The 16,786-nt window shown below is 73.2% G+C and carries 14 protein-coding genes; 8 read left to right on the plus strand and 6 right to left on the minus strand.

Going from position 1 to position 16,786, the window contains the following annotated elements; all coding sequences use genetic code 11:
* On the minus strand, positions 1 to 1,232 hold a 1,232-nt coding region (locus tag M8J73_RS14995; protein WP_308408348.1), incomplete at its 3' end, for a helix-hairpin-helix domain-containing protein.
* A complete protein-coding gene (locus tag M8J73_RS15000; protein ID WP_055537289.1) occupies positions 1,229 to 2,212 on the minus strand; it encodes an aldo/keto reductase in 984 nt (327 codons plus the stop codon). The genes M8J73_RS15000 and M8J73_RS14995, both read right to left, overlap by 4 nt.
* A gap of 175 nt (positions 2,213 to 2,387) precedes the next feature.
* Here M8J73_RS15000 and M8J73_RS15005 point away from each other — a divergent pair, with 175 nt between their 5' ends.
* Both M8J73_RS15005 and M8J73_RS15010 read left to right on the plus strand, forming a co-directional pair.
* A complete protein-coding gene (locus M8J73_RS15005) occupies positions 2,388 to 3,443 on the plus strand; it encodes an LLM class F420-dependent oxidoreductase (protein ID WP_055537282.1) in 1,056 nt (351 codons plus the stop codon).
* Between the two features lie 237 nt (positions 3,444 to 3,680).
* Positions 3,681 to 4,469: a hypothetical protein gene (locus M8J73_RS15010; protein ID WP_055537283.1), complete on the plus strand. Its 789-nt coding sequence runs from the start codon at positions 3,681 to 3,683 to the stop codon at positions 4,467 to 4,469.
* 88 nt (positions 4,470 to 4,557) lie between these two features.
* Here the strand turns inward: M8J73_RS15010 and corA are convergent, their stop codons facing one another.
* Positions 4,558 to 5,553, minus strand: coding sequence for a magnesium/cobalt transporter CorA (gene corA / locus M8J73_RS15015; protein WP_055537284.1), 996 nt, complete (start codon positions 5,551 to 5,553; stop codon positions 4,558 to 4,560).
* A gap of 55 nt (positions 5,554 to 5,608) precedes the next feature.
* Here corA and M8J73_RS15020 point away from each other — a divergent pair, with 55 nt between their 5' ends.
* The 5 genes from M8J73_RS15020 (at position 5,609) to M8J73_RS15040 (ending at position 10,535) form a co-directional block, all read left to right on the plus strand.
* Positions 5,609 to 6,295, plus strand: coding sequence for a histidine phosphatase family protein (locus M8J73_RS15020; protein WP_055537285.1), 687 nt, complete (start codon positions 5,609 to 5,611; stop codon positions 6,293 to 6,295).
* Between the two features lie 96 nt (positions 6,296 to 6,391).
* Positions 6,392 to 6,982, plus strand: coding sequence for a DUF3090 domain-containing protein (locus M8J73_RS15025; RefSeq protein ID WP_055514112.1), 591 nt, complete (start codon positions 6,392 to 6,394; stop codon positions 6,980 to 6,982).
* Entirely contained in the window at positions 6,946 to 7,782 is an 837-nt protein-coding gene (locus tag M8J73_RS15030; protein ID WP_055537286.1) for an SCO1664 family protein, read from the plus strand. The genes M8J73_RS15025 and M8J73_RS15030 overlap by 37 nt, the downstream gene beginning before the upstream one ends.
* A 103-nt stretch (positions 7,783 to 7,885) precedes the next feature.
* Positions 7,886 to 9,115: a cysteine--1-D-myo-inosityl 2-amino-2-deoxy-alpha-D-glucopyranoside ligase gene (gene mshC / locus M8J73_RS15035; protein WP_055537287.1), complete on the plus strand. Its 1,230-nt coding sequence runs from the start codon at positions 7,886 to 7,888 to the stop codon at positions 9,113 to 9,115.
* A gap of 397 nt (positions 9,116 to 9,512) precedes the next feature.
* The gene (locus M8J73_RS15040; protein ID WP_249828711.1) at positions 9,513 to 10,535 is read left to right on the plus strand and encodes an NHL repeat-containing protein; all 1,023 of its coding nucleotides are present in this window, start codon (positions 9,513 to 9,515) and stop codon (positions 10,533 to 10,535) included.
* Positions 10,536 to 10,670: 135 nt separating this feature from the next.
* Here the strand turns inward: M8J73_RS15040 and M8J73_RS15045 are convergent, their stop codons facing one another.
* Entirely contained in the window at positions 10,671 to 11,663 is a 993-nt protein-coding gene (locus tag M8J73_RS15045; protein WP_055539904.1) for a PAC2 family protein, read from the minus strand.
* Positions 11,664 to 11,819: 156 nt separating this feature from the next.
* Positions 11,820 to 12,491, minus strand: coding sequence for a FadR/GntR family transcriptional regulator (locus M8J73_RS15050; protein WP_055539903.1), 672 nt, complete (start codon positions 12,489 to 12,491; stop codon positions 11,820 to 11,822).
* A gap of 240 nt (positions 12,492 to 12,731) precedes the next feature.
* Here M8J73_RS15050 and M8J73_RS45255 point away from each other — a divergent pair, with 240 nt between their 5' ends.
* Positions 12,732 to 14,549: a GNAT family N-acetyltransferase gene (locus M8J73_RS45255; protein ID WP_079054963.1), complete on the plus strand. Its 1,818-nt coding sequence runs from the start codon at positions 12,732 to 12,734 to the stop codon at positions 14,547 to 14,549.
* Here M8J73_RS45255 and M8J73_RS15060 read toward each other — a convergent pair.
* Positions 14,533 to 16,554 (minus strand): AMP-binding protein, encoded by a 2,022-nt coding sequence (locus tag M8J73_RS15060; RefSeq protein ID WP_055539902.1) that lies wholly within the window; start codon positions 16,552 to 16,554, stop codon positions 14,533 to 14,535. The two genes, M8J73_RS45255 and M8J73_RS15060, sit on opposite strands and share 17 nt — an antisense overlap.
* Positions 16,555 to 16,786 lie beyond the last annotated feature (232 nt).

Raw genomic sequence — 16,786 nt, forward strand, 5'->3', positions numbered from 1 at the left:
TGCGTGGCCGCGTACGCCCGCAGCCCGAGGGACCGCGCGGCGGCGACCAGCGCGGCGGGCTCGGCGCGGGCGGCCTCGCCGCCGGTGTGCAGGACGAGCCCGGCCCCGGCGACGGCGCGGATCAGCTCGGCGGCGGGACGGGGCGCCGAGGCGGCCGCGGACGCCCAGTCCGTGGTGTCGTCCTTGGGCAGGGAGTTCACGATCCGGGCGAGGCCGTCGGCGAGGCTCTCCTCGGCGAGGGCGTAACGCTCCAGGCCGACCAGGACCCGCACCGGGCGCTCCGGTTCCTCCTCGTCGTCCTCGGCGTCGGTGGCCGCCGCAGCGGGCGGGGCGTCGTCGAGCGCGTCCTGGAAGATCAGCGCCTCGCCCTCGGCGACGGCGCTCTGCACGGCCTCGTCCGGGTCCGGCACCGCACGCTGCGCGAGCGCGGCGGTGAGGGCAGGGACCTCCAACGCGGTGTGCCCGGCGACGGCGGCCTGTTCCAGCAGCCATACCGTGACCGCCCGGCCGCGCCGCTCGTCGTCCGGGCCGCACTCCGCGCCGAGCAGCGCCCGCGCGAAACCGTCGGCCTGTTCGGGCCGGACCCCGACGACCCGCAACAACTGCCAGGGGTCCTCGCGCAGTCGGTCACCGGCGCCCTCGCCGAGCGCCTCGGCGACCTGCGGGGCCAGCGACTCCGGGGCACCGCCCTCGGCCAGCACCGCGCGCACCGCCCCGACGGTCTCGCCGGACGGAGCCGCGGCCACGGGGGCGGCCACCGGCTCCGGCCGCCGCACCGGTTCCGGCGCGGGCCGCCGAGGCACGGGCTCCGGCTCCGCGAAGACGGTGGCCGAGGGCTTCTGGCCGCCCTCCACGGCCCGTACGGCCGCCAGCAGGTCGGCCGCCGTGCCGCTGAGCTTGGCGCCCGCCGTGATCGGCGCCTTCTTCTCGGCCTTCCGCCGCTCGATCCGCTCCCGCTCCAGCTTCTGCGCCGCCAACTCGGCCTGGGCCTCGGACAGGTCGGACGCGCCGTCGGCGCTCTGCGCGTCGGCAGCCGCCTCCCCCGTGGCTCCCGTGGCCTCGGTGGTCTCCCCGGTCTCCCCGTCCTCCGGGGTGCTGTCGTCCGTCGCCGCGGTGGCCCCCGTACCCCGCTCGTCGGGGGTGCCCTCGGCCTCCGGGGTCCCGGCGTCGGGAGTTCCGTCGGCCCGGCCCCCCGGCTCGTCCGGCTCCGTGGTCGCGGGCTCCGTGCTCACAGCGTGCTCCAGTCGTGATCGGGATAGCGGTGCACGGGCGCCGACACGTCGTCGAGCGCCCGGCAGATCTCGTCAGGAAGACTAAGGGTCTCCACTGACAACGCCGCCGTGAGCTGGAGCGCGTTGCGCGCGCCGACGATGGGCGCGGCGACGCCCGGCCGGTCCCGGACCCAGGCGAGGGCGACCTGGAGCGGTGTCACGGCGAGCCCGTCCGCGGCGGTCTGCACCGCGTCCACGATGCTGGTCGCCGTGTCGTCGAGGTACGGCGCGACGAACCGGGCCATGTGCTCGGAGCCGCCCCGCGAATCCGGCGGCGTGGCGTGCCGGTACTTGCCGGTCAGCACCCCGCGGCCCAGCGGGGAGGACGGGAGCAGCCCGACCCCGAGGTCCAGCGCGGCCGGCAGCACCTCGCGCTCGACGCCGCGCTGGAGCAGGGAGTACTCCATCTGCGTACTGGCCAGCCGGGTGCGTATCCCCGGTGCGGCGAGCTGCCAGGTGGCCGCCTTCGCGAGTTGCCAGCCGCAGAAGTTGGAGACCCCGGCGTAGCGGGCGCGGCCGCTGCTGACGGCCAGGTCGAGGGCGTGGAGCGTCTCCTCCAACGGGGTCTCGGGGTCGAAGGCGTGCAGGTGCCAGAGGTCGACGTGGTCGGTGCCGAGGCGGGCCAGGGAGGCGTCCAGGGCGGCGAGCAGATGACCGCGGGAGCCGTCGAAGCGGCGGTCGGGGTCGGGGACGCTGCCGGCCTTCGTGGAGATGACCAGGTCACGACGGGGAACGAGGCCGTCCATGAGCTGGCCGAGCAGATATTCGGCCTCGCCGTCGCCGTACACGTCCGCCGTGTCGACGAGGGTGCCGCCCGCCTCCCAGAACACCTTCAACATGTCCGCGGCGTCATGCTCGTCCGTGTCGCGGCCCCACGTCAGGGTGCCGAGCCCGATCCGGGACACACGCAGGCCGGTACGGCCGAGATGCCTCTGCTCCATGGACGCCGACATTACTGTCCGGAGTTCGCCGTGTGGGGGCCTGTGGACGACCGATTTCCCCAGCGCACCGCGCGAACGGTCCCGACGCACCCCGCACTGGCCCCTCTGCCGCCCCTCCCCGGTAGGGTCGGCGCGACAAGGACGTTACCGATCGGTAAGGGGAAGGCGGGTCTATATGAAGCTCGGGATCAACCTCGGCTACTGGGGCGCCGGAATGGACGGGGACAACCTGGCCGTGGCCCAGGAGGCCGACCGCCTCGGCTACGCGGTGTGCTGGGCGGCGGAGGCGTACGGCTCGGACGCCGCCACCGTGCTCAGCTGGGTAGCCGCCAAGACCGAACGCATCGACGTCGGCTCGGCCATCTTCCAGATCCCGGCCCGCCAGCCGGCGATGACCGCCATGACCGCCGCGACCCTGGACTCGCTCTCCGGCGGCCGGTTCCGCCTCGGCCTCGGGGTCTCCGGCCCGCAGGTCTCCGAGGGCTGGTACGGCGTCAAGTTCGACAAGCCGCTCGCCCGCACCCGCGAGTACGTCGAGATCGTCCGCAAGGCCATGACCCGCGAGCGCCTGTCCCACGACGGCGAGCACTGGACGCTGCCGCTGCCCGGCGGCCCCGGCAAGCCGCTCAAGCTCACAGTGCACCCCACCCGCGAGCACATCCCGCTGTACATCGCGGCCATCGGTCCGAAGAACCTGGAGCAGACCGGTGAGATCGCCGACGGCGCGCTGCTGATCTTCCCGTCGGCCGCGCACCTGGAGGACACCGCCATCACGCACCTGCGCGCGGGCCGCGAGAAGGCCGGCAAGACCCTCGATGGGTTCGACGTGTGCCCGACGCTGCCGCTCGCCGTCGGCGACGACAAGGACGTCACGACGCTCGCCGACACCTTCCGCCCGTACACCGCGCTGTACGTCGGGGGCATGGGCAGCCGCAAGCAGAACTTCTACAACCAGCTCGCCCAGCGCATGGGCTACGAGAAGGAGGCCGCCGAGATCCAGGACAAGTACCTGGCCGGCGACAAGGCCGGTGCCGCGGCCGCGATCCCGCACGAGCTGATCGACCAGACGACGCTCCTCGGCTCCGTGGAGCGCATCGCCGACCGGATGAAGGCCTACAAGGAGGCCGGCGTCACCACTCTCACGCTGGCGCCCGCGGGCTTCACGCTGGACGAGCGGATCGCCTCGCTGCGGGCCGGCACCGAGGCCCTGGAGCGGGCCGGGCTCGCATAAATCGGAGGGGGCCGGCGCCCGCGCGCCGGCCCCGAGAAGCTCTACGGCCGTGGTGGGGGCTCGGGGGTCTTCCCCGCCACGGCCGTCACGGGACACAACGCGCCGGCGGCCCTCTCGGTTACGCGTCTTCGCCGCCCTGTCGTCCTTCGTTTGGCGGATTTGTCCGACACAGCTGTTGCCCGACTCCTGGTACCCCATTTGACTCGATTTTCAGGGTCCTGCAGAGAGGTGCCTCAGATGCTTTCGGCCAAGAGCCTGTTCCAGGAGATCATCGACGACGACGAGTCGTTCCGGCTGTTCTGCTCCATCGCCGCCAGCGGCGAGTCCCAGGGCGGCTGGGAGAACGCGCGCATCGCCGCGCTCGTCCCGCGGAGCGAGCGCGCGCTCGCCCCCAGGATCACCCGCCACGGCGCGGACGAGGACAAGCACGGACGGATCTTCAACGCCTTGATGAGGAGACGTGGCCTCGAACCCGTGGAGGTCCCGCCGGACACCGACTACACGATGCTGCTGGAGCGCAACGGCATCGGACTGGCCCACGAGAAACTCAAGGCCGACCAGGCCCTCACGGAGCGGGACATCATCGTCTACCTGTCCCACAGCCGCGTCACCGAACAGCGCGCCTCCGAGCAGATGGTGCTGCTCCGCAAGCACTTCGCCGACCACCCGGAGATCGGCAAGGCCGTCCGGATGATCTCCGACGACGAGGACAACCACCTCGCGTACACCCACGAGGAACTCCTGCGGTTCGCCGCCGCCGGGCACGGCCGCCTCATCCAGCGGACCCTGCGCGAGTGCGCCCTCGCCGAGATCGCCGTCTACCGGGACGTCAGCCTCGCCGTGATGGCCCACATGGGGCGCGTCCTCGGCTGGTCGAAGGCCAAGTCCGCCGTGCTCGCGGCGGGCATTCACGCGGTGTACGCCTACGAGCGGGCCTTCGGCTGGCGCCGCATGGTCACCCTGGAGATGCCGGAGCGCCGCGACGCCCTCGGCGGACCGGCGACCGCGGCACCCGAGTTCGCCTGAGCCGCCGGGCACGAAACAGCCGCACGCGCGCGTGGAGCACCCCGCTCCACCCGGCCTCCCCGCGCGCGGCGGCCGGAACTCACAGCCGTCACAGCCACCCGCGCCGCTTGAACAGCCGGTACACCAGCACCTCCAGCACGGCCGTCACCGCGATCACCGCCGGATACGACCACACCCAGCGCAGCTCGGGCATGTGCTCGAAGTTCATGCCGTAGATCCCGGCGATCATCGTGGGGATCGCCGCCATGGCCGCCCACGCGGAGATCTTCCGCATGTCGTCGTTCTGCCGGACGCTCATCTGCGCGAGATGCGCCGACAGGATGTCGGACACCAGCCGGTCCAGGCCCTCGACGGACTCGTTCACGCGGGTGAGATGGTCGCTGACGTCACGGAAGAAGGGCCGGGCCCGCTCGTTCACGAACGGCACCGCGGAGCCGGTCGCGCCCTGGCCGGAGAGCCGGGTGAGGGGCACGGCCAGCGGGCCGGTGGCACGGCGGAACTCCAGCACCTGGCGCTTGAAGGCGTAGATCCGCGACGCCGTGTTCCGCGAGCCGCCGATGTCCGGGGAGAACACCTCCGTCTCCAGTTCCTCCAGGTCCGTCTGGAGCTCGGTCGCCACCTCCAGATAGTGGTCGACCGTGGCGTCCGTGATCGCGTACAGCACCGACGTGGGTCCCTCGTCCAGCAGCTCGGGCTCCTGCTCCAGCCGCCGTCGTACGGCGTCCAGGGGCGAGCCCTCGCCGTGGCGGACGGTCACCACGAAGGCGTCGCCGAGGAACACCATGATCTCGTGCGTGCTCACCGTGTCCCCGGCCGGCTCGTACACGACCGGCTTCAGCACCATGAACAGCGAGTCCTCGTACACCTCCAGCTTCGGCCGCTGGTGCGCCTTCAGGGCGTCCTCGACGGCCAGCGGATGCAGTGCGAACTCCTCGGTGACGAGGGCGAACTCCTTCTCCGTCGGCTCGTGCAGGCCGATCCACACGAAGCCGCCCGAGGCACGCGCGGCGGCCAGGGCGTCGGAGAGGTCCTCGGGCCCCTCGGTGCGGTGGCCGTCGCGATAGACGGCGCAGTCGACGATCACGGGGAGTTCCTTTCTCGACGGTGGAGCCACCGGAGGGGCGTCTAGGCTGGGCCGCATGCCCACGTTGATCCTTGTCCGGCACGGACGGTCCACCGCCAACACCGATGGGGTGCTCGCCGGGTGGACGCCCGGTGTCGCCCTCGACGAGCGCGGCACCGCGCAGGCCGCGGCACTGCCCGGCCGTCTCGCCGGGCTGCCGATCTCCGAGGTCGTCACCAGCCCCCTCCAGCGCTGCCAGGAGACGGTGCGCCCCCTCCTGGAGGCCCGGCCCGAGCTGAGCCCGCACACCGACGACCGCATCGGCGAGGCCCACTACGGCGACTGGTCCGGCCGCAAGCTCGCCGAACTCGCCGACGAGCCGCTGATGCAGGTCGTCCAGTCGCATCCGACGGCCGTGCAGTTCCCCGGCGGGGAGTCGATGCGGGAGATGCAGCACCGGGCGGCGGAGGCGGTACGGGAGTGGAACGCGCGCGTGGAGCGCGACCACGGAGCGGACGCCGTGTATGTGATGTGCTCCCACGGCGACATCATCAAGTCGCTCGTCGCGGACGCACTCGGACTTCATCTGGACCTCTTCCAGCGGATCTCTGTCGAACCGTGTTCCATCACCGCGATCCGTTACACACGACTGCGGCCTTTTCTCGTCCGCCTCGGCGACACCGGGGACTTCGCGTCCCTGGCGCCGCGCGAGGAACCCCCGAACGGCGACGCCGCCGTCGGGGGCGGCGCGGGAGCACCGTGATCGTCAACCGCAGTAGGGTGAAGCGGTCGCGAAGGCGCTGAACCCGTCAGCAGCCGGAGCGACCGGTCCCGACGTCGATTCCAATGGAGACAGGACGTGTCCCGTCAGGTGTTCCTCTACGACCCCCCGGACCGCTTCGTGGCCGGTACGGTCGGGCTGCCCGGGCGCCGGACCTTCTTCCTGCAAGCCTCATCGGGGCAGCGGGTCACCAGCGTGTCCCTGGAGAAGACCCAGGTCGCCGCGCTCGCCGAGCGCATGGACGAGCTGCTCGACGAGGTCGTGCGGCGCAGCGGCGGCAGTGCCCCGGTGCCCGCCGTCGCCCCCACCGAGGTCTCGGACACGGCACCGCTGGAGACCCCCATCGAGGAGGAGTTCCGCGTCGGCACCATGGCGCTGGCCTGGGACGGTGACGAGCAGCGCATGATCGTCGAGGCCCAGGCGCTGGTCGAGCTGGACGCCGACTCCGAGGAGGACCTCGCCGAGGCAGAGGAGCGGCTCCTCCAGGACGAGGAGAACGGCCCGCCGATGCTCCGCGTCCGCCTCACCGGCGCCCAGGCCAGGGCCTTCGCCAAGCGCGCCCTGGACGTCGTCAACGCGGGACGGCCGCCGTGCCCGCTGTGCAGTCTTCCGCTCGACCCGGAGGGACACGTATGTCCGCGCCAGAACGGATACCGCCGCGGGGAGTGACCTCCGACGGGCGGACCTCGGCCGCCGTGCTGCTGGCCGAGGGCGAGCTGACCGTGCGCGGCCAGGTGCGCGAGGCGTCCAACGCGGTCCTGTACTGCTCGGTCTCGTACGAGGGACGCGAGGCCGCCTGCGTCTACAAGCCCGTCGCCGGGGAGCGCCCGCTGTGGGACTTTCCCGACGGGACGCTCGCGCAGCGCGAGGTCGCCGCGTACGAGGTGTCCGAGGCGACCGGGTGGGGGCTCGTACCGCCCACGGTGCTGCGGGACGGGCCGTACGGGGAGGGCATGTGCCAGCTGTGGATCGAGGGGGTGCCCGGATCGGAGCTGCTCGCCCTCGTGGACGGTGAGGAGGCGGGGGAGGGCTGGAAGGCCGTCGGCTTCGCCGAGGTCGGCGACGGCGAGACCGCGCTCCTCGTGCACGCCGACGACCGGCGGCTGCGCCGCCTCGCCGTCCTCGACGCCGTCATCAACAACGCGGACCGCAAGGGCGGCCATCTCCTGCCCGCAGCCGAGGACCGGCTCTACGGCATCGACCACGGTGTGACCTTCAACGTCGAGAACAAGCTGCGGACCCTGCTGTGGGGGTGGGCGGGGGAGCCCCTCACGGACGAGGCCGTCGACGTGCTGAAGCGGCTGCGGGACGCGTTGGGCGACGGCGGGGAACTGGCGGCGAGGTTGTCGTCCTTGATCACGGCCGCCGAACTGGACGCGACCAGGGAGCGGGTCGCCACCCTGCTGAGGACCGGCCGCCATCCGGAACCGAGCGGGGAGTGGCCGGCGATCCCGTGGCCGCCGGTGTGAGACGGCGCGGCAGGGCCGACCGGCTGGAAGGACGGCATCGTGGACTGCCGACCCGTTGGGCGCCCCCGGCTTAACCCCGGAGGGATCGGGTTAGGCTCGTGACATGTATGCCTGGCCCGCTTCTGAGGTCCCCGTCCTGCCCGGCAAGGGCAGCGACCTGAGGATCCACGACACCGCGACCGGCGGTCTGGTCACCCTTGACCCCGGTCCCGTCGCCCGTATCTACGTCTGCGGTATCACCCCGTACGACGCGACCCACATGGGTCACGCGGCGACCTACAACGCGTTCGACCTCGTTCAGCGCGTGTGGCTCGACACCAAGCGGCAGGTTCACTACGTCCAGAACGTCACCGATGTCGACGATCCGCTGCTGGAGCGGGCCGAGCGCGACGGCATCGACTGGGTGGCCCTCGCCGAGAAGGAGACCGCCCTCTTCCGTGAGGACATGACCGCCCTGCGGATGCTGCCGCCGCGGGAGTACATCGGCGCCGTCGAGGCCATCCCCGGCATCGTCCCGCTCGTCGAGCGGCTCCGCGACGCCGGCGCCGCGTACGAACTCGAGGGCGACATCTACTTCTCCGTCGAGTCCGACCCCGACTTCGGCAAGGTCTCCGGCCTCGACGCCGACGCGATGCGGCTGCTGTCCGCCGAGCGCGGCGGCGACCCGGACCGGCCCGGCAAGAAGAACCCCCTCGACCCGATGCTGTGGATGGCCGCACGCGAGGGCGAGCCCAGCTGGGACGGCGGCTCCCTCGGCCGCGGTCGGCCCGGCTGGCACATCGAGTGCGTCGCCATCGCCCTGGACCATCTCGGCATGGGCTTCGACGTGCAGGGCGGTGGCTCCGACCTCGCCTTCCCGCACCACGAGATGGGCGCCTCGCACGCCCAGGTGCTGACCGGCGAGTTCCCCATGGCCAAGGCGTACGTCCACGCCGGCATGGTCGCGCTGCACGGCGAGAAGATGTCGAAGTCCAAGGGCAACCTCGTCTTCGTCTCCCGGCTGCGCCGGGACGGGGTCGACCCGGCGGCCATACGGCTCGCGCTCCTCGCCCACCACTACCGGGCCGACTGGGAGTGGACCGACCAGGTCCTCGAGGACGCCGTCGCCCGGCTGGGCCGGTGGCGTGCCGCCGTCTCCCGGCCCGACGGGCCGCCCGCGGAGGCGCTCGTCGAGGAGATCCGCGAGGCTCTCGCCGACGACCTGGACGCCCCGGCCGCGCTCGCGGCGGTCGACCGCTGGGCCGCGCTGCAGCAGGAGCAGGGCGGCACGGACGAGGGGGCACCCGGTGTCGTCTCCCGCGCCGTGGACGCCCTCCTCGGCGTAGCCCTGTGAAGTAACGACTCTGCAGAGGCGACACGGCACCGCACAGGCGGCGCGACTCTGCACAGGCAGCACGGCTGGGCACCGTCGGCACGGCTTCGCACCGAAGGAACCGGGATGACCGGCCGTCACACGTGACACGGGCTCAGGGCGGCGCGATGGTGTCGCAGCGAGGGGGCGCCTTCTCCGTTCGGAGGGGGCGCCCCTTGCGCGTACACGGGTGCCCTCGCGAGGACGAGGTCCTTTCCTCCGCGCACGCGGGGGGCGTCGAGGAGGCTGTCGTGGGGCTGTCGAGGCCCTGTCGGTCGGTTGTCGAAGGCTGCGGGGCGGGGCGGCATGTGATGGGGTGACACACGTCAGTCGAAGCCGGACCGGCCAGCCGCCGGTCCCTTCGTGGAAGGGACGCACAGTGGCACCCCCGCACTCCTCCTCCCGCTCCTCCCTCTCCCCCCACCCCGCCCAACGCCCCGTCAGCCGACGCGGACTGCTCACGGCATCGGCCGCCACCGCGGGCGCCCTGCTCGTCGGGACGTCGGCCGCCGGGACCGCGTCGGCCGCCGGGACCGCCGCCGCGGCCGGGAAGACCTGGCCGGACGTCATCCCGCTCCCCAACGGCTTCCGCCCCGAGGGCATCGCGATCGGCGGCGGCCCCTACGCCTACCTCGGCTCCCTCGGCGACGGCTCCATCTACCGCGCCGACCTGCGCACCGGACAGGGCCGCATCATCTCCACCGGGCCCGGCACCCCCTCCGTCGGCCTCGAACTCGACGGACGGGGACGGCTGTTCGTCGCCGGACGCGCCCAGGGCGCCCGCGTGGTGGACGTACGCACCGGCGCGGTCCTCGCCTCGTACCGGCTCACCACGACGACGCCCAGCTTCGCCAACGACGTCTTCCTGACCTCGCGGGCCGCCTGGTTCACCGACTCGTTCCAGCCGGCCCTCCACGCGCTGCCGCTCGGCAAGCACGGCGAGCTGCCGCACGCGGACGAGGTGGTGACGCTCACCCTGCGTGGCGACTGGGCCCAGACGCCCGGCGAGACGGTCAACGCCAACGGCGTCACCGGAACCCCGGACGGCAAGGCCCTGCTCGTCGTGCAGTCCGGCGCAGGGGGACTGCACCGGGTGGACCCGCGCACCGGCGTCACCCGACTCGTCGACCTCGGCGACTCCGCGCCCCTCACCAACGGCGACGGCCTGCTGCTCCTCGGACGGCGGCTGTACGTGGTGCAGAACCGTCAGAACGCGATCGATGTGTTCAGGCTCGCCGCGGACGGCCGCTCCGGCATCTTCGAGGGCCGGCTCACCGACCCGGACTTCGACGTCCCGACGACCGTCGCCGCCCACCAGAACCGCCTGTACCTGCCCAACGCCCGCTTCACCACGACCCCGACGCCGGACACGACGTACACGGTCGTCGCGGTGGAGCGCTGACGGCGGCCGACGGACCAGCGCGCGAAACGGACCAGCACGCGATATGGAGGCCGCCGCGCTGCCCGCTCCCTGTGGCAGGGAGCGGGCAGCGCGGCGGTGACGTCCTCTTACGGGACGGGTCGATCAGTCTGCCGATCAGTCCTCCGACGACTCCTCGTCGTCGCCGCCCGCCCGGGGCGGCTTGGGCGGTCGCGCCCGGCCACCGGGGTTGTCCTTCGGGTTCCAGGCGCCGGGGCCGGTCTCGCCCCCGTCGGCCGTGGCGTGCCCGCCGGCCCCACCGGTGGGGCCGCCGTCGCGGCGCCGCAGATACCGCTCGAACTCGCGGGCGATCGCCTCGCCCGACGCCTCCGGGAGCTCCGCGGTGTCCCGCGCCTCCTCCAGCGTCTGCACGTACTCCGCGACCTCGCTGTCCTCGGCGGCCAGCTGGTCCACGCCCACCTGCCAGGCGCGCGCGTCCTCGGGCAGCTCGCCCAGCGGGATGCGCACGTCGATCAGGTCCTCCAGGCGGTTGAGGAGGGCCAGCGTCGCCTTCGGGTTCGGCGGCTGCGACACGTAGTGCGGCACCGCGGCCCAGAGCGACACCGCCGGGACCCCGGCGTGCGTGCACGCCTCCTGGAGGATGCCGACGATGCCCGTGGGGCCCTCGTACTTGGTCTCCTCCAGGTCCATCCGCTGCGCGAGATCCGGGTCCGACGTGACCCCGCTGACGGGGACCGGACGTGTGTGCGGGGTGTCACCGAGCAGGGCGCCCAGGATCACCACCAGCTCCACGCCCAGCTCGTGGGCGAAGCCCAGCAGCTCGTTGCAGAACGAGCGCCACCGCATCGACGGCTCGATACCCCGGACCAGCACGAGATCGCGGGGCTTGTCGCCGCCGACCCGCACCACCGACAACCTTGTCGTCGGCCAAGTGATCTTGCGCACGCCGCCGTCCAGCCACACCGTGGGCCGGTTCACCTGGAAGTCGTAGTAGTCCTCGGCGTCCAGCGCCGCGAACACCTCGCCCTTCCACTCCCGGTCCAGGTGCGCGACCGCGGTGGAGGCGGCGTCGCCGGCGTCGTTCCAGCCTTCGAACGCGGCCACCATGACTGGGTCGATCAGCTCGGGAACCCCCTCCAGCTCGATCACCCAGCGCCTCCTTCCGACGTGCCCTCGCGTACGCCCCAACCTTACGGCGTGCCCAGGGGGCCTTCGCAGCCCCCTTGCACGGGGGAGTGAACGGATCAATGCCCCGTTCGCGCGGCGGAAACACGCTCCGCCCGCCGGGCGCGAGTGATCATCGCCTCACAGCGACGAGCGCAGCCACTGCTCGATGCTCGCGATGTGGACCGTCGCCCAGGAGCGGGCGGCCTCGGCGTCGCGGTCGCGGAGGGCGGCGAGGATGGCGCGGTGCTCGTGGAGGGTGCGGCTGACGGCGTTCTCCTGGGTGAGGCCCCGCCAGACGCGGGCCCGGGTGGTGGGGCCCGACAGGCCGTCCAGGAGGGAGCAGAGCACGGAGTTCCCGGAGCTCTGCACGATGCCCTTGTGGAACTCCAGGTCGCAGGCGACCAGTTCCTCCACCGACGGATCGTCGCCCAGCTTGTCCAACTGGGCGCCCAGCGCGTCCAGTTGCTGCTCGCTGATGCGCAGGGCCGCCATCGCCGTGGCGGCCGGCTCCAGGATGCGGCGCACGGCGAGGAACTCCAGGACCGTGTCGTCGCGGTGGAAGTCGACGACGAAGCTCAGCGCCTCCAGCAGGAGCTGCGGGTCGAGGCTCGTCACATACGTGCCGTCGCCCTGCCGTACGTCCAGGATGCGGATCAGTGACAGGGCGCGCACCGCCTCGCGCAGGGAGTTGCGGGACAGTCCCAGATCGGCGGCGAGCTCGCTCTCCTTCGGCAGCCGGTCGCCCGGGCGCAGCGCCCCGGAGACGATCATGTCCTTGATCTTCTCGATCGCCTCGTCGGTGACTGCCATGGCGCCGCCCTCCCTGCCGTTCCCTGCTGATCAGACATCCGATGTCTCAGGTCATTATGGGCCACCGCCGGGGAAGCGTTCCCAGGTCGCCGACCGCGCCCCCGCCCGGCGCCCGGCCCGGGGCTCCTCCAGCTGCAGTTCTCGGCCGTTTTCGCAGGTCGGGTACGGCCACGGGACCTCGGAACACCGGCGGTCCTACGCTGATCACACGATCCGGAGTCAGGAGGCACGGGGGTGGCGATGCGGATCCGACCGGCGCGCACGGACGAGGCGGCGGCGCTGACCGAGCTGGTGCTGCGCTCGAAGGCACACTGGGGCTACGGCGCGGAGTTCCTGGCGGCGTGCCGGGAGGAACTCACCATCCGCCCGGAGGACATCCACCGCCGCCGCGTGGTCGTCGCCGAGGACGCCGACAGCGGAGTCGTGGGGGTGGCGTCCCTGGAGGGCACGGCCCCCGAGGGCAGCCTCGGTCTGTGTTTCGTCGAACCCGCCGCCATCAGCCGGGGCGTGGGCCGCGCCCTCTACTTCCATGTGACGGGTGCCGCCCGCGAGCTCGGCTTCGCCCGGCTCACCATCGAGGCGGACCCGAACGCCGAACCCTTCTACCGCCGGATGGGTGCCCGCCCCGTCGGCTCCACACCCGCCGGCTCCCTCGCGGGCCGTGAACTCCCGCTCCTCGAAGTGCGTCTCCGGCCCCGGACCGAGGGCTGGACCCAGGCGTGGACGGCGGGGCGCCGTGCCGTCCACCTCGGCAACGTCGCCGGGTTCCAGTCCCAGTTCGGCCCCGTCTCCCCGCAGGCCACGCACTACTCCTGCCTGGCCGCGTTCCTCTCGCCCCACCCGGCCGTCCTGGTCCTGCCCGCCGCGGTCCCGCCCGACTGGACCGACCTGATCGGCCGCCCCCTGGGCTGGGGCCCCGTGGAGGTCTACGACGGCCTGACGGAACCACCCGGCCGGCCGGGCGGCCAGCCGGACAGCCAGCCGGACGGCCCCATGGCACGCGCGACTCGGCCGGCCCCGGAGGCTCAGGGCGACACCCTGACCCGGGCCGTCCTGTCCCGCCCGGCCCTGCTCCGGCGGCTGAACTCCCTCGACCTGCCCCTCCTCCCCTGGGGCCGCACCCCCGCCGTCGCCGAGCTGACCGGCGTACCCCTGGACCCCGAAGCGCTGCGGTACGAGTCGAAGCGGGCCTCGCACGAACTGTTCACCCGGCTCGCCCCGGACCACCCGGAGATCCGGGTGCCCGAGCAGTGGCAGCCGGCCACCCGGCGGGAGACGGCACGTCTGCTGCGGAGAAGGGCCCGCGTGGGACTGACGACGGTCGTCAAGACCGAGCACGGCGCCGGGGGTTCCGGCACCGTCGTGGTCCGGGACCAGGGCCGCGGCGGGCTGCCACGCCTGAGAAGACCTCCGCTGCCCCGAGGGCCCGTCCTGCTGGAGGAGTTCGTCGCCGGGGAGACCGAGCCGCGGGACGTGACCTTCGACGGGCTGGTCGACGCGGACGGCCGCGTCCACGGGGTGGGCGTCGCCGTCATGGACGTCCTCGGCACCGCCTACCGGGGCGCCACCGTGGGCCCCGGAGTCGTACCGCCGGCGCTCGCCGAGGCCGTGGCACGGTTCGGCGCCGCCGTGGGGGAGCGGATCGCTGCGAGCGGCCACCGGGGCTGGTACGACGTCGACTTCGTCACCGGCTCCGACGGCCGCCCGGCGCCCACCGAGATCAACCTCCGGATGACCGGACCGTCCGTCGCCTTCATGGTCAAGGCGCGGCTGGACGAGACCCGAGGGGGCGACCACTTTGTCCGCAGCGTCGACCACGTCCCCCTCGGCGCCCGGCTGCCCGGCCCGGCCCTGTCCGCCTTCCTGCGCGAGACCACCGTGCGCTGCGCCGGGATCGAGGCCGTCCTGCTGCCCTCGATCCCCACCGCCGCCTTCGCGCCCGCCCCCTACCTGGGCGTCGTCCTGGCCGCGCACACCCGTGAACGCCTCGACGCCGCCGAGGCCCTGGTGCGCACGGCGGCCCACGACACCGGCCGCCTGTTCACGACCCAGGGGTGACCGCCGCGGGCTCCGGTCGGCGGGTCACGTACACCGCCACCACCACCGCCGCGATCATCAGCGGCACGTTGAAGGCGTACACCAGGGCCGCCTGCCGTTCCCAGTCGTTCTTCGCCGCCAGCCGGTAGAAGTTGTCCTGCGGCCACCACGAGACGAGCAGCCACACCACGGCCAGATGCGCCGCCGTCGTCAGTCCGCCGGAGCGGCCCTGACGGCGCATCAGCGGGCGCCCGGCGATCAGGAAGGCGAGGCCGACACCGAACGCCAGCAACTCGGCGGCGTACAGCCCCCGAAACAGCCACGACCACGGCGTGGGCACATAGCTGAGGTCGGTCGAGCCCGGCCAGAGGACGTCGGTGAGAATCGCGGCGAGCGGCAGGACCACGACGAGCACCGCGCAGCCCACCCCGTAGAGGAACCCGGCAGGGCCCGCGGCCGCACCGCCGCCCTTGCCGTTCACGGGCGCGGACGTCCCGTGCCGCGCGGGCAGCGGCAGCAGCCGGCGGTCGATCCTCCCGGCCGGGTCACGGGGCAGGGCCTCCAGGGTCACCACGGCCGCCGGGATCTCCTGGTCCGGCACCGTGCCCCGCAGCCGGGCGCGTATCTCGTCGGCGCCCGGAGCGGCCGTCGGGGAGGCCGGGACGACGTAGGCGACGAGCCGGTCCCCGTCCACGGCAGCGATCACCGACTCCCGTATGCCGGGATGCGCGCCCAGCGCCGTCTCGGCCCGGTAGGGGTCGACGGTACGGCCGCGGACCCGGACCCGGTGCGCCAGCCGGCCGCCGAACTCCAGCAGCCCGTCCTCCCGCAGCGTCCCCGCGTCCCCGGTGGCCACCGCGTCACCGCCGCCCGAGCCGGCAGAGCGATCCGACCCACGGGAGCCGTCGGAGCCGCCCGAACCATCGGAGCCCCCCGAGCCGTCGGAGCGATCCGAGCCGCCAGTGCCGCCGGTTCCGCCGCTGCCGTCGGCGACGCCGTCCGGGGGTGTCAGCCAGATCTCGCCCTTGCGGACCTCGACCCGGCAGCCGGGGAAGGGGCGGCCGAGGAGGCTGACCCGGCCGGGCTCGGCGACCGGGCCGGTGAGCTGGTCCGTCTCGAACCAGGTGCCGCAGCCCGCGACCTCCACGGTCCCGTAGACGTTGAGCAGCCGCGCCCCCGGCGCCAGCCGCCCCTGGAGCCGTACCTGCTCGTCGAGCCCGAGCCGTTCTCCGCCGACCGCCACCAGCCGCAGTCCCGCGGGCGGCGCCGCCCGGTCGAGCAGCAGCCGGGCCGCGTACGGATCGGTGTCCAGCACTGTGACGCCCTCGGCGAAGGGCCGCTCCCACAGGGCGGGCCCCGTCTCGTCCTCCGGCAGCACCAGCGTGCCGCCGGAGCACAGGGCCCGGACCCAGCCATAGGTGAAGGCGGCGGTGTCGGCCGGCGCGGTCACCAGATGGACGTCGGAGGGCCGCAGCCCAAACGTTTCGGCCCAGGCCCGGTAGGCGTCGTGCAGCCGTTGGTGGCCGACCTCCACCGCCCGCCGCTCGCCCGCGGTACCTGCCGAGAACAGCACCGCCGCCGTCACCCCGCAGGGCGCGGCGGCGGGCTCGGGGGAGTGGGCGTCGATCAGCGCCGCGTCGGTGTCCAGGCAGACGACGGGCCGGCCGGTGCCGTCGTCCACGGCCGGCGCGTACCGCGCGTGCGTGAGGACGGTGCGCGCCCCGGACTGCTCCAGCGCCCGCCCGATGTCCCCCGTCGACTGCCGCGGGCCGATCAGGGCGAAGGCCCCGCCCGCCTTGAGCACGCCCAGCACGGCGACCAGGACGTCCGGTGTCCCGGAGGCGCACACGGCGACGGTCTCTCCGGTGGCGAGCCCCGAGTCCAGCAGATGCCGGGCCAGTCGGTTGGCCCGCCCCTCCAGCTCCCCGTACGTCAGCCGGGCCGTCGCGGTGGTCACCGCGGGCCGGTCGGGCGTCAGCCGCGCCCATGCCTCGAACAACCGATGCAGTTCGTTTGCCCCGTTCATGACCATTGATCATGGCAGAGGCAGGGCCCACCGGGTAGAAGGTGCGACCGGATGGAAATAGAAGGTGCCCAGGGGAAGAAGATGCCACCGGGCGGAAGGTGCCACCGGAAAGAAGATGCCACCGGGAGAAGATCAGACCGGGGCGAAGACCCGGCACAGGCCGAGGGGGCGGTCCCACCGATGTGGTGGAACCGCCCCCTCGATGTCCGGCCCCGGAGCGGCAGGGGCCGGT

The sequence above is a fragment of the Streptomyces neyagawaensis genome, assembly GCF_023516595.1.
In the GTDB taxonomy this organism is placed as follows: domain Bacteria; phylum Actinomycetota; class Actinomycetes; order Streptomycetales; family Streptomycetaceae; genus Streptomyces; species Streptomyces neyagawaensis.

Bases quoted from the DNA above. Each gene is read 5' to 3' on its own strand.
- M8J73_RS15060 (WP_055539902.1), bottom strand. From the start codon at position 16,554: ATGAACGGGGCAAACGAACTGCATCGGTTGTTCGAGGCATGGGCGCGG.
- M8J73_RS15050 (WP_055539903.1), bottom strand. From the start codon at position 12,491: ATGGCAGTCACCGACGAGGCGATCGAGAAGATCAAGGACATGATCGTC.
- M8J73_RS15000 (WP_055537289.1), bottom strand. From the start codon at position 2,212: ATGGAGCAGAGGCATCTCGGCCGTACCGGCCTGCGTGTGTCCCGGATC.
- M8J73_RS15010 (WP_055537283.1), top strand. From the start codon at position 3,681: ATGCTTTCGGCCAAGAGCCTGTTCCAGGAGATCATCGACGACGACGAG.
- M8J73_RS15005 (WP_055537282.1), top strand. From the start codon at position 2,388: ATGAAGCTCGGGATCAACCTCGGCTACTGGGGCGCCGGAATGGACGGG.
- mshC (WP_055537287.1), top strand. From the start codon at position 7,886: ATGTATGCCTGGCCCGCTTCTGAGGTCCCCGTCCTGCCCGGCAAGGGC.
- M8J73_RS15020 (WP_055537285.1), top strand. From the start codon at position 5,609: ATGCCCACGTTGATCCTTGTCCGGCACGGACGGTCCACCGCCAACACC.
- M8J73_RS15030 (WP_055537286.1), top strand. From the start codon at position 6,946: ATGTCCGCGCCAGAACGGATACCGCCGCGGGGAGTGACCTCCGACGGG.
- M8J73_RS45255 (WP_079054963.1), top strand. From the start codon at position 12,732: ATGCGGATCCGACCGGCGCGCACGGACGAGGCGGCGGCGCTGACCGAG.